Here is a 13,655-nt window from a genome sequence, read left to right as displayed (position 1 = left end):
GCGGGGAAGTGCCGACCTCAGAAGGAGACGCCGAAATTGGACACGAAGCTCTTCAAACCGTCCATTGATTGGTCGTCGGCATTTCAGGACTCCCTGCGGTGGCTCGCCATCGCGTGGGTCATCGGTGCCGTCTGTCTGCTGGCCGCGCTGGTCGCCGCCAGGTACCTGACCCCGTGGGGCCGTCAATTCTGGCGGATCACGCGCGGCTACTTCGTCGGGCCGACCAGCGTCAAGGCATGGCTGGGACTCGGCGTGCTGCTACTGCTGGTGCTGTTCTCGGTCCGGCTCAACGTGCTGTTCAGCTATCAGAGCAACGACATGTACACGGCTTTGCAGGTGGCACTCAAGGGGCTCGCCACGGGCAACGAGGAAGTCAAACACTCGGGGATCCACAACTTTTGGGTCTCGCTGGGGATTTTCATCCTGCTGGCGGCCATCTTCATCGCCCGTGTGATCCTCGACATCTACCTGACGCAGCGGTTCATCATCGCCTGGCGCATGTGGCTGACGGGCCATCTCACCGACGACTGGCTCGCGGGCCGGGCCTACTACCGGGATCTGTTCATCGACAAGACCATTGACAACCCAGATCAGCGCATCCAACAAGATATCGACATCTTCACCGCGGGGGTGGGCGGCACCCCGAACATCCCGTCCAACGGGACGACCAGCACCCTGCTGTTCGGTGCCGTCAACGCGGTGGCATCGGTGATCTCGTTCGCCGCGATCCTGTGGAACCTGTCCGGGGACTTCAATCTCTTCGGTGTGAACGTGCCGCGTGCGATGTTCTGGACCGTCCTGGTCTATGTCTTGATCGTGACGGTGGTCGCGATTTGGCTTGGGCGCCCGCTGATTTGGCTGAGCTTCAACAACGAGAAACTCAACGCCGCATTCCGTTACGCCCTGGTGCGGTTGCGCGACGCCGCGGAGGCGGTGGGCTTCTACCGTGGCGAGCGCGTCGAACGTACCCAATTGTGGCGGCGCTTCACGCCGATCATCGACAACTACCGCAGGTACGTGCGCCGGACCATTATCTTCAACGGATGGAACTGGTCGGCGACGCAGACCATCATTCCGCTGCCGTTGGCGATTCAGGCGCCGCGCCTGTTCACCGGGGAGATCGCCTTCGGCGATGTTACCCAGACCGCGCAGGCTTTCGGCAACATCAACGACTCACTGTCGTTCTTCCGCAACAACTATGACGCGTTCGCGGCCTTCCGGGCGGCGATCATCCGGTTGCACGGCCTCGTCGACGCCAACGACAAGGGGCGCGCGCTGCCCACCATCCTCGTCAAACCCAGCGAGGAGACCGCCGTAGAACTGCGCGGCATCGAGGTGCGCACGCCGGAGGGCGACCAGCTGGTCGACTCTTTGGACATCCAGCTCGACCTGGGCGACAGCCTGGTGATCACCGGACGCTCCGGAGCGGGCAAGACGACGCTGCTGCGCAGCCTGGCCGAATTGTGGCCCTACGCCTCGGGAACGCTGTGCCGTCCGGATGGCGACAACGAGACGATGTTCTTGTCGCAGTTGCCATATGTGCCGCTCGGCACGTTGCGCACCGTGGTGTGTTACCCGAATTCGCCGGACGGCGTCGCCGATGACCAACTGCGCGACGTGCTCACCAAGGTTGTTCTGGCGCCGCTCATCAGCCGGTTGGACGAGGAGCAGGACTGGGCCAAAGTGCTGTCCCCCGGCGAGCAGCAGCGCGTCGCGTTTGCGCGCGTCCTGCTCACCCGGCCGAAGGCGGTCTTCCTCGACGAGGCGACTTCCGCGCTGGACAGCGGCCTGGAATACGCGCTGTACCAACTGGTTCGGGCGGAGCTGCCGGAATGCGTGCTCGTGAGCGTGAGCCATCGGCCCGCCGTCGAGCAGCACCACGAGCAGCAGCTGCAACTTCTCGGCGGCGGCGCGTGGCAGCTGGGGCCGGTCGAAAAGGAGCCCGCGCAGGTCTAGCGGCTACGCTGCCCCGGCGCTGGGTCGTCGCGCGCCTACGCTCCCCCGGCCCGCCGCGCCGCGTGCGTTCCGGCGCGGCGCCCGAAGAACGAACCCTCACCCAGCTGTGTCCCGCTGGCGTAACCCTTGCCGTCCTGGGCGAGGTTGGACGCGCAGGCGCCGGCGGCATACAGGCCGGGCACCACGGTGCCGTCGTCCCGTTGCACCTCACCGTCGACGGTCACCGCGAGGCCGCCGATCGTGAAGCCCGAGTACATCGCGCGGCCGAGCGACAAATCGAACACCGCCCACGGCCCATTGTCTTGCGGCGCAAGGAATTCCGGCTGCTTGTGGAAATCGGGATCCTCACCGGCGGCGGCGAACTCGTTGTAGCGGTCCAGCGTGGCCGCGAGGTTGCCGGCCGGGATGCCAAGCGCGGCTTCCATTTCCGCGATCGTCTCGTAGCCATCGAGGAAACGGATCAGCGGCATCGCGGGCATCTCGGTGTGCGCCTCGTCGACGATCAGGTAGGCGGTCTGCTCCGGCTGCTCGAGCACGAACGCCGAGGTGCGCGAATGGTAGGAGTCCTCGGCGACGAAGCGCTTGCCCTCCTTGTTGACGATGACACCGGTCAGCAGGATTTCGGGCGGGTAGGCCGCCGCGGTGATGAACAGCTCGTCCATGTGCTTGGTGGCCCCGCCCGCCGAGACCCCCATCCGGATGGACAGCCCGTCGTCGTTGGGGTTGCCCAGGATGTAGGGCGCCGCCAGACCGTGATGCTTGGTGCGCCGCGGCTGGCCCAAAGCGGGAGTGTGCTCGGCGACCATCTCCGGATTCATCGCGAACCCACCGGCCGCGATGATGACGGCCTTGGCCTTGATGGCGCCCGTTTCGGTGAAGTGCTTCCAGGCGACGCCCACCACGGCGCCGTCGTCGTCCAGGATCAGATTGGTCGCCCCGGTCTCGTAGCGGGTCTGCACGCCCAGGGCGTCGGCGCGTTTCACCAGCAGGTCGATGACCATGGCCGCGCCGCCCAGCTCGCCGGGGACCGGCACGGAGTGCCCGCGCGGCGCCGGCTTGGCCCTCTCGCAGAAGGGCCACACCTTTTCGTTGCCCGTGTAGCTGAGGCCCTCGGTGCCCGGCGGCACGACGACTTTGCCCGGGTAGTAGCTGCGCTCGAACTGAAAGCCCAAGTCTTCCAGCCAGTTGAAATGCTCGACGCTGCCGTCGCAGTAGGCGCGGATCTTGTCGAGTTCGGGCTCACGCGACACCTCGACGAGGTACTTGTACATCTCCTCGGCGGAGTCGTCCTGGCCGGTCGCCTGCTGCACCGCGGTCCCGCCGCCGAGGTAAAAGTGCCCTCCGGCAAGGGAAGTGGTGCCGCCGGCCGCGGCCGCGCGTTCGAGCACGAGCACCCGCGCCCCTTCGGCCGCCGCACTGACCGCGGCGCAGCCGCCGGCGATGCCGAAGCCGATCACCAACACGTCGACCTCGTCGGACCACGACGTCACGTCGTTGGCGCTGACTGTTGGCGGTATTTCGGTGCTCATTGGCGCCACTCCTCCTGATCGCTCTGCTTTGCATCGTCGCCGGCGCGGCTCATCGCCGCTGCTCCTGTTTGATGTAGTCGTAAAACGCCCTCATTTCGGGCGCGATGTATGCGAACTCCACAAACGGCACGCCCGCTTGCGGCGCCGCGACGTAGGCGAATTGGATTCCGCCGGGCATCACGCCTTGCTGCACGACCGCGGCGCCCCGCTCGGCGGCCTGGACCAGCGCCGCCTCGAATTGCTCGGGGCTTTCGGCCTCCATGCAGATGTGGTGCAAACCGGCCCCGCACTCGCGCAAAAAGTCACTATAGATGTTCTCGCCCCGCACCGGTTGGATCAGCTCCAGCTGCATGTCGCCGAGATAGCTCAGAGAGATGCTGGCGATGAAATCGGCGGGCTTGCCGTGATAGCTGCAGGCGTCCGGAGCAAAGTGCACGTCGGGGATGCGCACCCACTTCCTGACGCCTAACAGGCCGGTGAGCGCCGTTTCTGTCGCGTCGAGGTCGGTGGTAACCCAGGCGATCTGCGTCGGCGACTCGAGAAGAGGGGTCATCGTCTCGCACAATAGTCCAGCCGCCGCGCCGCCAGAAAGGGGCCGAACGACTTTGCCATGCCGAATCGTTCCGCGCCCGAAATCCCGGGGTGAACACGTTCTAATTCGCGCCCTGTCCCGCCGGCGCTCCAAGGCGTCAATGCTGGGCGAGCACGTCCACCAGGAGTCGCACCTGGGTGTCGAAGATCGCTTCCGGGTCGGTCAGGGTGTCGGCGCCGTATTGCCCGAACACCTCCAGGCTGATGGCACCGAGCACCCCGGCCCACAACAAAAAGCACTTGGCAAGCACCTGATCGTCACCGGGAAATCCGAATTCGTGCCGGATGCGTTCGAAGTCCGACGACATCGGTTGCGGCGCAAGGTCGTTGGTCAGGCGAATGTCCCCGGTGGCGATTCCGGACGCGACGGCGTCGAACAAGGCCGCGACGACCCGGGTGCCGACGGCCACCGTGCGCTCCGGAGGCGCGTGATAACCGGGGACCGGGCTGCCGTACAGGAGCGCCCAGCACGCGGGGTGCGCGACGGCCCACCGTCGGGTCGCCCTCGCGATGGCGATGACGTCGTCGCTCCACAGTTCTCCCACGGTTTCGCGGGCGCGTTCCACGGTGTCGGCCAGGTCGGAATAGGCGTCGACCAGCAGCAAGGTCAGCAACTCGTCGCGGCTGGCGACGTACCGGTACACCGCCGAGGAGACCATGCCCAGGTCGCGGGCAATCGCGCGCACCGACAGTCCGGGCGCACCGCGTTCCACCAGCTGGCGGCGACCGAGTTCGATGATGCGCGCCTCGATCTGTTCCCGCGACTGCTGGCGTTTGCCCACGCGGTCAGTCTGACACAACCGAGAACACTGCTCTTGCTTTCCGAACCGGGGTGTGGCAGCGTCATCAAAAGCGAGAGCGCCGCTCTCGTTAATTCCGAGGAGCTTCGCCGGAAGGACCCGCCATGCCCACGCGCTATGAAGAGCCGAACCGGGCCGCCCGCGCGGCCAACGTGGTGATCCGCTGGCTTGCCGACGCGGGCATCAGCATCGCCGGCACCCGTGCGCTGCGCGTTCGTGGGCGCAAGTCGGGCAAGCAGCGCGCGGTCGTGGTCAACCTGCTGACCGTCGACGGGGTGGACTACCTGGTCTCGCCCCGCGGCGACACCCAGTGGGCGCGCAACATCCGGGCCGCGGCCGTCGTCGAGGTGGGTCCCCGGTGGCGCCGGCACCGCGTTCGCGCCACCGAGGTCGACGACGCGGCCAAGCCCGATCTGCTGCGGCACTACCTGTCCCGGTGGTACTGGCAGGTCAAGGACTACGTCGCGGGGCTGACGCCGGACAGCAGCGACGAGGAGTTCCGCGCCGCGGCGCCCACGATTCCGGTGTTCGCGCTGACCAAGGCGGGCTAACGGCGTCCGATCGGGGCCCTAACGGGCGTTGTCCCGCGCCCCGAGATCCTCGCGAACCTGCTGCGAGGTGGCCCCCCACGACACCGCCGCCGGGAAGTCCCCCCACACGCTGTTGAAGATCCCGACGAGCTGTCCCGGACCGCCACCGGGCGCCAGATACACCGGCCCGCCGGAGTCGCCGTTGTGGCTCTGCACGCCGTTGGACATGGTGAACCAGCCGTTGTTCACGCTCTGCACCGTCCCGCAGGTCTCCCCGGTGATCACGCCGTAGTGACAGATCGGCTGCCCGGGCGCCAGCGAAAGTCCGGGGTCGGAGACCAGCGGACGACCGCTCGGCAGGATGTTGTTCGCCGTGACGTCGTTGTCAAGCACGATCGCTTCGTAATCGTTGATCACCTGGCTCGTGGACACCGTCGTCCCGCTGGGGGTGTTGTCCCGGAAGGCCGCCAGGCGGCCGATGACGGTGCCGCCCCGATCCGTGACCACTCCGCCCCCGCCGCGGCAGTGCCCCGCGGTGAACGCGACCTTCAGGGCGGGGTCGACGTATCCCAACGTGCAGACGCGGTTGTCCTGGCGTATCTCCATGCCCGGATACACCAGGACATCGGCCTTTGCCGGCGCGGCCGGCAGCAAGGAGGCGAGCGCGGCGACAGTAACCGACGCGGCGAAGGCGCGCGTTGCCAGGCGATGCACCATGAACTCCGATCCATCGGGCGGACACCGACGGGAGGTCGAGGTTACGGCGTAACCGTCCTCCACGTTCAGCTTTTCGCGCCGCGCAGCGCCGATGTTACAGAGAGGTCACGAGCGCGGCGGCCGCATCGGTCTGGCCGGCCGTGCGCGGGGCCCAGCCGGGCGGACCGAACACGTAGCCCAGCCGGTCCCGCAGCCGGGTCGCGGTTCGCCAGTCGCGGGCGATCGCGACGTATTCGCGCGTCTGCAGCTTCCAGATGTTGAAGGTGTCCACCTGTTTCGTGAGGCCGTAGTGGGGGCGGAACAGCTCGGGCTGGAAGGTGCCGAAGAGCCGGTCCCAGATGATGAAGATGCCGCCGTAGTTCTTGTCGAGGTACACCTTGTCCATTCCGTGGTGCACCCGGTGGTGCGACGGCGTGTTGAAGACGAACTCGAACGGCCGCGGCAGCTTGTCGATGCGCTCGGTGTGGATCCAGAACTGGTAGATCAAGTTCACGGAGAAGCTGAAGAACACCATCCACGGCGGGATTCCCAACAGCGGCAACGGGATCCACATCAAGATCTCGCCGCTGTTGTTCCACTTCTGGCGCAGCGCGGTGGCGAAGTTGTAGTACTCGCTGGAGTGGTGGGCCTGATGGGTCGCCCAGATCAACCGCACCCGGTGGGCGATCCGGTGGTAGGCGTAATACAGCAGGTCGACCCCGAGAATCGCGATCACCCACGTGTACCAGCGGGCCACCGACAGGTGCCACGGCGCCACGTAGGCATAGATCGCGGCGTAGCCGAGCAGGGCCAGGGTCTTCCAGCCGGCGGTGGTGGCCACCGAAACCAGCCCCATCGAGATGCTGGTCAGCGAGTCGCGGGTGCGGTGCGCCCCCGACGGGGGCCGCGCGGCGTCGGCCGCGAGGTGTTCCAGCTTGCGGGCCGCGGTCCATTCGAGGGTCAGCAGCAGCAAGAAGAACGGGATGGCGAGCAGCACCGGGTCCCGCATCTGCGGGGGCAAGGCGGACAGGAAGCCGGAGAGGGCGCTCACACAGGTAAGACTACGACGGCCGCCGCGCCGCTCAGCGACGATCGTCGGTCTGCACGTCGTCGCCGGCGTACCACTGGACCGCGCGAACGCCCGGCAGCAGGGATAGCTCGGCCACCAGCCGCTCCAGCCGGGCGGGGGCGTCGCCGTCCATCAGCAGGTGGGCGGTCAAGGTGATCTCGTCGTCGGCCGGATGCCCGGTGTGGATCCCGCGAAGCGTGATGTCGTTGCCGCCGGCGTGCTGGACGATCTGGGCGCGCGCGTATTTCTCGTGCTTGGGGCGGCAGACCACCTGCACCAGATAGGGCAGCAGGCTTTCGTCTTCGTCGGCACTGTTGTCGCGGTCGATCAACCGGCCGAGAGGGCGCCCCAGCACGTGAATGCCGATGACCGTGCCGGTGCCGATCAACGCGAAGACCAGGTGCCCGGAAGCGGCCAGCACGCCGATGGCCGCCGAACACCACAGGGTGGCGGCGGTGTTGAGGCCGCGAACGTTGACGCCCTCCCGCAGGATCACGCCACCGCCGAGGAAGCCGATGCCCGACACCACATAGGACGCGACCCGGGTTGGGCTGGAATCCGACGTGGCCGCGGCGTACAGGACGAACAGGGTTGCGCCGCCGGCAACCAGCGCGTTGGTGCGCAGGCCGGCCCGACGGGCCCGCCACTGCCGTTCCAGGCCGATGAGGGCGCCGCAACCCACGCCGACGCCCAGGCGGAGCGCGAAATCGACGGCGCTCAGCGTTTCCACGACACGCTCCTTCCCGGTGGCTCGACGGCGAAGGGAGCTAACCAAATCCGGGTTAACCGCAAGTGGAGCCCAACCGAACCGCCGACGTCGGGAGGTATCCCCCCGCGGGCGGCGAGTCTCAGGCTAACCGGCTTTGGGCGTGATGTGGTGGGGGCAGTAGGCGCTCGAGGCGAGGGCCGCGAACTTGGCGGCGGCGTCCATCGTCATCCCGGGGTTTTGATCCTTGATGTCGCTGACGACCTGCAAACCGGTTTCGCCCCGGCCCATCAACCCGCACACGGCCTTGGCGGAGGTGATGACTTGGCTGGAGCTGCTATAGGTGATGCCGGAATTGTCGAGGTTGGCCAAAAACGCGGCATCGTCACCCTCCGGCTCGGCGTGCGCGGGCGCCGCGAAACCGATCACGCCGACGGCGCCGAGCAGCGCAGCGAAACGTTTCATGCCGATCCCGCCTTTCCGAGCCGGGCGTCGGGCAACGTCACCTTCGGCTTGTCTCCGCTGGACACGTGCACCGCGTGGATGCCCGGCTTTTTCGACAATTGGTCGAGCAGATCGTCGAGTCCGGCCTTGTCGACGTTCCAGTGCTGCACGGCTTCCGGTTGTTTTTGCAGCTTGGCGATGACGTCGTCGAGTTTGACGGGCTCGGCGGCCTTCGTCGCTCCCCCGGCGCGGGCCCGCACGCCCCCGCCGCTCACGACCTGCGGCGTGACGGCGCCAAGGGCGCCTCCGGTCAGGCTGCCCAGCGCCATCTGACCGAGCAGGCTGCCCGGGATTCCGGCCGCGGGCGCCGCGGCGATGCCGGCGCTCGGCGCCAGGCCGCTGGCCAGCCGGATCGCCGGGGTGGCCGACGCCCAGGCCGGTGGCACCGACAGCTTGCCCACCACGTTCGCCTCGCCCATGCCCGCCGATACCGCGCTGGTCAGGCCCGCGCCGGCCGACCGCATCCCGAGCCCGGCCCCCAGCGCGGACTTCGGGATGTCCAGGCCCTCGACCGGCAGGTTGTAGAACATCTTGAACTCGGTCATGGCGAGGTTGATCGGGCTCATGCTGTCGTTGGCGACGGTGCTGAACCGGCCGATGTCGGCGAGGATCCCGAAGGTGTTCTGCCACGTCGTCCCGGCCAACGGCGACCCGGTCAGGGTGTTGAGCACCTGGTCCCAGAACTCCATGTAACCGCGGGACGCGTTGCCGATGGCCTCGAGCAGGTCACTGAAGATGCCCGACGGCGGGGCCACCGCGTCCGTGGCCGCGGCGGTGCCGCTTGCCACGCCGGTGGCCTCGCCCAGCGCGGCCGCCTGCGCGGCGATCCCGGTTTCGTTGGTGGTCTGGGGCGGCTCGGTGAACGGTGCCAGTCGCGTGGCGGCCGCCGACGCGCCGGCGTAGGCGTACATCGCGGCGGCGTCCTGGGCCCACATTTCCGCGTATTCGGCCTCGGTGGCGGCGATCGCGGCGGTGTTCTGCCCGAAGGCGTTGGTTGCCAACAGCGTTGCCAGCCGGACGCGGTTGGCCGCGATCTCGGTCGGCGGTACCACCGCCGCGAAGGCGCTCTCGTAGGCGCCCGCGGCCGCCGTGGCCTGCACGGCCGCCGTCTTCGCCTGCGCCGAGGTCTCCGACATCCATGCCACGTATTGCGCGGCCGCGGCGGCCATCGCGACCGCCGACGGGCCGGCCCACGCCTCGTTGGCCAGGCCCTCGACGATCGCACCGTAGGACGACGCCGTGGACTGCAGCTCGGCGGCCAACGCGTCCCAGGCGGCGGCGGCCGCCAGCATCGGTCCCGCCCCAGGGCCGGTGTACATCTGGCCGGAGGTGATTTCGGGTGGCTGCACTGCGAAATTCATCGGCGTGCCCTTCCCGTGCCAGCCGGGCCGCTGGCCGCCGGCGAACCGGGAGTGCCGGCAAACATGCCGTGAATCGCCGACGTTCGCGGCGGTGAGGTCACCGAAGACATCGGTCGTCCCCCGCGGTCCGCTGGATCAATGCCATTGGTGTCATGTCAAGGCCCATCAATCCGCCGGCACCACGATGATCGTGGCGGTGGTCGCGACGCCGTCGGCGGCCGCCGCGGCGACGCCGGTCGTGCCGTTGCTGACGGTGCGCACACCCGCGCCCGCCAGCGCGCGTCCGGCCACGCTCGCCATGGCCATCTCGCCGAACATCGCCCCCTGCGACGTGGCGGTCATCGCCGGGACGGCTCCTAAACTCGCGCCCGGCAGTACCGACGCGACCGTCTTCATGACGGGGGCGGCGGTGGCCCAGCCCTGCGGAACCGACAGGGATCCGACCAGGGTCGCGCGGCCCATCGACCCGGCCACGCCCCCGATCTCCGGTGTCACCGCGGAGACGTAACCGCCCCGCAGCGGCGCAAGCGGCGACAGCCCCCCGGCGATGGCCTTTCCGCCGCCCAGCAGTTCGGCGACACCCGGCGCGTTTTGGGACAGACCCAGGGCCTGCAGCGACAGCAGCCACCATCCGCCGGGCACGATGATCGCGCCAATGGGGCTGTACGCGCCGGTGACGGCCGCGAAGAAGGGCCGCAGGGCGGCCGTGATGGGGTAAATGGCTTCGATGATCGATGCCGCCGGCGTCGCCGCCGCGGCCGACGGGGTCGCCGCCAGTCCTTGCAGCATCGTCGGCGTCACGTTGATCAAGGCCGACAGCTCGGACGGGATGTCAGAGGCGGCACTTTGCGCGATCGCCGCGGATTGTCGTGCCACCGCGGACGAATCGGTGGTCCGCGGCGGCTCGGTGAAGGGCGTCAGCCGCGTGGCCGCCGCCGACGAGGCGGCGTAGGCATACATCGCCACGGCATCCTGGGCCCACATCTCGGCGTACTCCGCTTCGGCCGCCGCGATGGCCGCGGTGTTCTGGCCGAGGATGTTCGTGGCGATCAGCGTCATCAAGAGACTGCGGTTGGCGGCGATCACCGGTGGGGGCACCGTCGCCGCGAACGCGGTCTCGTAGGCCGCGGCGGCGAGCCTGGCCTGGGTCGCCACCTGCTCTGCCTGGGCGGCCGTCGCCGTGGCCCACGCCACGTAGCGCGCGGCCGCGGCGCTCATCGACGCCGCCGCCGGTCCCAGCCAGGACCCGACGGTCATGCCGGCGATCGTCGAGCTGTAGGCCGCCGCGTAGGAATACAGTTCGGCTCCCAGCGCATCCCATGCCGCGGCGGCGGCCAGCAGGGGCCCCGATCCGGCACCCACGTACATCCGTCCTGAATTGACCTCTGGTGGCAGCGCCCCGAAGTCCACCCGTTGCCTCCCGTCCTCCTCTGGCGCCAGGGTAGGAGCGAATATGCGGCCTTCCCGCAAACAAGCCACGGCTCAAATGGAATTCATGAGATTCGCCGGGGCGGCATATGTGTATTCCATGTGTTGCACCGGCTCCGCTCCAACGCGTCCTTCGACTGAGAAATTCTCAGGATCGGCGTTCGGCACCGGAGCCCGCTCCACCGGTCGCGGATGCCCGCGCGGTGAATGTCCGCTAGACGCAAGGGATTTCGGTGCGGCAGAACCGCACGGCCGCCGTGGGCTCTGGAGCTATCTTTTGTTAAGCTGCTGCGGGCAATAGAATTTCGCCGCAATCGCCAAGAACGACGTCGCGTGGTCGTCGGTGAGTCCGGGGTTTTGGCTCTTCAATTCGTCCACCATTTGGGGACCCAACTCGCCGTTTGCCATCGACACGCATACGGCTTTGGCGAACTTTACCGCCCCATCCGGGGTCGAGTACGTGATGCCGGCGCCGCGCAGCGACGCAAGAAAAGCGGCCTCGTCGCCCCCGGTCGTCCCCGGGTCGCTGTGCGCGAGCGGGGTCGGACCGAGGATGACCGAAACGCCGACGCCCAGCGCCGCCAGCAGTCTCATGACTCGCGATTCTCCCATGCGGCGACGAGGCATTCGGCCGCCCCGGCGGACGGCCGACGCGTCAGGCCTTGGAGAGTTGGTTGGGGCAGTAGAACTTCGCCGATAGGACAGCGAAATTGGACGCCATCTCCATGTCCATCCCGGGGTTGCGGGTCTTGACGTCGTGGACGACCTCCAAACCGGGTTCGCCGTTGTCCAGACACGAGCACACGGCCCGTCCGGCGGCGACGGCCGAGCCCGGCGTGGCGAAGCTGAACCCGGCTTGCCGCAGCGCCGCGATGAAGCCTCCGTCGTCAGCGCCCGGTTCCGGCCCGGGATCGGCGTGAGCCGGTGCGGCAAGGCCGATCGTCGCGAAGGCACTCAGGAGCGCCAGTAGTCGTGTCATCACTCATCACCTTCCGTCATCACGCGCGGTCGCGGCGTGAACACCGATTGCCTTGTCCCCTAACCCAACTGGGCGTCCGTCGGTAGGACCTTGGACTTGTCCCCCTTCTTCAGATGCACCGCGTGGATGCCGGGCTTCTTGGCCAGCTGCTCGAGCAGCGCGTCGAGGTTTTCCTGATCGACGTTGTGGTGCTGCACGCTTTCGGGCTTCTCCGAGATCTGTGCGACAAGGCGTTTCAGCTGTTCGGGCGATTGCTTGTCCTTGAGGTCCTTGATCGCGGCCATCCGGTTGCGCACCCCGCCGCGGACCACGGTGGGCGCCCCAGAGCCCAGCCCGCTGCCCAGCATCCCGGCCAGGCCCATCGAACTGAACAGGCTTCCCTCGCCCAGCGCCGCTGCCGGTACGGCCTCGGTCCCGGCGGCCGACAGTGCGGCGGCGACGGTCCTGACCGACGGCGTGGCCGTGGCCCAGCTGGGCGGGATCGAGAGCTTGCCCACCAGGGTGCCGGCATTGCCCATGCCGGCGATGGGGTTGATCGCGCTGTACAGCGTGCCCCGACCGAAGCCCAACGCGCCGAGCCCCGCGCCGAGCGCGTCCTTGGGCAACGCACCGTACGCGATGGGAGGGGCGAATTTGAGCCACTGCGACAACGGAAAGTTGACCAACAGGCCGACGTCGTTGAACTGGGTGGTCAGGCCCAGCGGCACCTTCACGGCGTTGTACATCGCGGTGTAGAAGCTCGCCCCGCCCGGGACGGTGTTGAAGAGATTGGTCATGAACGTCTGGTAGAGGTACGCCAGGTTCGCCGCGCCGGAGAAGGGCCCGCTGTAGGGCAGCGTGGTGGTCGCCGCCGTCGCCGCGGCATTCGCCACGTTGGCGGCGGGGGTGCTGGCGGCCGACGTCACCGCGGCCGCTTGCATCGGTTCGGCCGCCGCGTTGGTGGTCTGGGGCGCCGGGCCGAACTCCGTCAATTTGTTGGAAGCGGTCGCCGAGGAGGCGAAATAGGTGTCCATCGCCGTGGCGTCCTGCGCCCAGAACTCGCCGTATTGGGCCTCGTTCACCGCGATCGCGGACGTGTTCTGCCCGAAGAGGTTCGTCGCCACCAATTGCGCCAGCAGCGCCCGGTTTTCGGCGATCACCGCCGGCGGCACATGGGCGGCGAAGGCCGTCTCGTAGGCGGCCGCCGCCTCGGTGGCCTGGGTCGCGGATTGTGCGGCGGCGGCGGCGGTTTGCTGCATCCAGGCCACGTACGGGGCCGCCGCGGACGCCATGGCCAACGATGACGGACCCGCCCAGGGCCCGGCGGTCAGGCTCGAGATCGTCGCCGCATAGGACGTCGCGGTGGACTGCAATTCGGTGGCCAGGCTCTGCCAGGCCGTCGCCGCTGCCACCAGCGATCCGGCGCCCGGACCGCTGTACATCCGGCCCGAATTGAACTCCGGCGGAAAGGCTCCGTAAAACAACCCTGCTACCCCCTGCCTCGACATTCGAGCGAAAGCGACTGGC

14 protein-coding genes are annotated in these 13,655 nt (G+C 68.1%); 2 read left to right on the top strand and 12 right to left on the bottom strand.

The window, feature by feature from the left end:
- The first annotated feature begins 36 nt into the window (after positions 1–36).
- A complete protein-coding gene (locus QGN30_RS14465) occupies positions 37–1,956 on the top strand; it encodes an ABC transporter ATP-binding protein/permease (RefSeq protein ID WP_009957620.1) in 1,920 nt (639 codons plus the stop codon).
- Between the two features lie 35 nt (positions 1,957–1,991).
- On the opposite strand, the gene QGN30_RS14460 is transcribed toward QGN30_RS14465, so the two are convergent.
- The 3 genes from QGN30_RS14460 to QGN30_RS14450 all read right to left on the bottom strand — a co-directional run bounded on the left by QGN30_RS14460 (position 1,992) and on the right by QGN30_RS14450 (position 4,858).
- Positions 1,992–3,485, bottom strand: a complete 1,494-nt coding sequence (locus QGN30_RS14460) for an FAD-binding protein (protein WP_009957621.1) — start codon at positions 3,483–3,485, stop codon at positions 1,992–1,994.
- A 49-nt stretch (positions 3,486–3,534) separates the two neighbouring features.
- Complete coding sequence (locus QGN30_RS14455) at positions 3,535–4,038, bottom strand: VOC family protein (RefSeq protein ID WP_009957622.1); 504 nt, start codon at positions 4,036–4,038, stop codon at positions 3,535–3,537.
- A gap of 136 nt (positions 4,039–4,174) precedes the next feature.
- Entirely contained in the window at positions 4,175–4,858 is a 684-nt protein-coding gene (locus tag QGN30_RS14450) for a TetR/AcrR family transcriptional regulator (protein ID WP_014380182.1), read from the bottom strand.
- Positions 4,859–4,980: 122 nt separating this feature from the next.
- Between QGN30_RS14450 and QGN30_RS14445 the strand changes: the two genes are divergently transcribed.
- A complete protein-coding gene (locus QGN30_RS14445) occupies positions 4,981–5,427 on the top strand; it encodes a nitroreductase/quinone reductase family protein (protein WP_038536449.1) in 447 nt (148 codons plus the stop codon).
- 18 nt (positions 5,428–5,445) lie between these two features.
- Here the strand turns inward: QGN30_RS14445 and QGN30_RS14440 are convergent, their stop codons facing one another.
- From QGN30_RS14440 to QGN30_RS14400, 9 genes are all read right to left on the bottom strand, one after another.
- Complete coding sequence (locus QGN30_RS14440) at positions 5,446–6,123, bottom strand: Rv1815 family serine proteinase (protein ID WP_009957625.1); 678 nt, start codon at positions 6,121–6,123, stop codon at positions 5,446–5,448.
- 94 nt (positions 6,124–6,217) lie between these two features.
- Positions 6,218–7,153, bottom strand: coding sequence for a sterol desaturase family protein (locus QGN30_RS14435; protein ID WP_014384765.1), 936 nt, complete (start codon positions 7,151–7,153; stop codon positions 6,218–6,220).
- 31 nt (positions 7,154–7,184) lie between these two features.
- A complete protein-coding gene (locus tag QGN30_RS14430; RefSeq protein ID WP_009957627.1) occupies positions 7,185–7,901 on the bottom strand; it encodes an MgtC/SapB family protein in 717 nt (238 codons plus the stop codon).
- Positions 7,902–8,024: 123 nt separating this feature from the next.
- The gene (locus QGN30_RS14425) at positions 8,025–8,342 is read right to left on the bottom strand and encodes a DUF732 domain-containing protein (protein ID WP_009957628.1); all 318 of its coding nucleotides are present in this window, start codon (positions 8,340–8,342) and stop codon (positions 8,025–8,027) included.
- Positions 8,339–9,742: a PPE family protein gene (locus tag QGN30_RS14420; protein ID WP_014382635.1), complete on the bottom strand. Its 1,404-nt coding sequence runs from the start codon at positions 9,740–9,742 to the stop codon at positions 8,339–8,341. The genes QGN30_RS14425 and QGN30_RS14420 overlap by 4 nt, the downstream gene beginning before the upstream one ends.
- A 165-nt stretch (positions 9,743–9,907) precedes the next feature.
- Positions 9,908–11,152 (bottom strand): PPE family protein, encoded by a 1,245-nt coding sequence (locus QGN30_RS14415; RefSeq protein ID WP_020188631.1) that lies wholly within the window; start codon positions 11,150–11,152, stop codon positions 9,908–9,910.
- A 288-nt stretch (positions 11,153–11,440) separates the two neighbouring features.
- Positions 11,441–11,764 carry a DUF732 domain-containing protein gene (locus QGN30_RS14410; protein WP_009957631.1) on the bottom strand — a complete coding sequence of 108 codons (324 nt, stop codon included), beginning with the start codon at positions 11,762–11,764 and terminating at the stop codon, positions 11,441–11,443.
- A gap of 61 nt (positions 11,765–11,825) precedes the next feature.
- Positions 11,826–12,152, bottom strand: coding sequence for a DUF732 domain-containing protein (locus tag QGN30_RS14405; RefSeq protein WP_014380188.1), 327 nt, complete (start codon positions 12,150–12,152; stop codon positions 11,826–11,828).
- Between the two features lie 56 nt (positions 12,153–12,208).
- Positions 12,209–13,612 (bottom strand): PPE family protein, encoded by a 1,404-nt coding sequence (locus QGN30_RS14400; protein ID WP_014380189.1) that lies wholly within the window; start codon positions 13,610–13,612, stop codon positions 12,209–12,211.
- Positions 13,613–13,655: the final 43 nt, after the last annotated feature.

Origin of the sequence: Mycobacterium sp. 3-98, from assembly GCF_035918355.1 — a bacterium.
Taxonomy (GTDB): domain Bacteria; phylum Actinomycetota; class Actinomycetes; order Mycobacteriales; family Mycobacteriaceae; genus Mycobacterium; species Mycobacterium intracellulare.
This window is presented reverse-complemented; position numbering and strand designations above follow the sequence as displayed.

Coding starts and splice junctions, on each gene's coding strand:
- QGN30_RS14425 (WP_009957628.1), bottom strand. CDS start 8,342: ATGAAACGTTTCGCTGCGCTGCTCGGCGCCGTCGGCGTGATCGGTTTC.
- QGN30_RS14440 (WP_009957625.1), bottom strand. CDS start 6,123: ATGGTGCATCGCCTGGCAACGCGCGCCTTCGCCGCGTCGGTTACTGTC.
- QGN30_RS14455 (WP_009957622.1), bottom strand. CDS start 4,038: ATGACCCCTCTTCTCGAGTCGCCGACGCAGATCGCCTGGGTTACCACC.
- QGN30_RS14445 (WP_038536449.1), top strand. CDS start 4,981: ATGCCCACGCGCTATGAAGAGCCGAACCGGGCCGCCCGCGCGGCCAAC.
- QGN30_RS14410 (WP_009957631.1), bottom strand. CDS start 11,764: ATGAGACTGCTGGCGGCGCTGGGCGTCGGCGTTTCGGTCATCCTCGGT.
- QGN30_RS14420 (WP_014382635.1), bottom strand. CDS start 9,742: ATGAATTTCGCAGTGCAGCCACCCGAAATCACCTCCGGCCAGATGTAC.
- QGN30_RS14460 (WP_009957621.1), bottom strand. CDS start 3,485: ATGAGCACCGAAATACCGCCAACAGTCAGCGCCAACGACGTGACGTCG.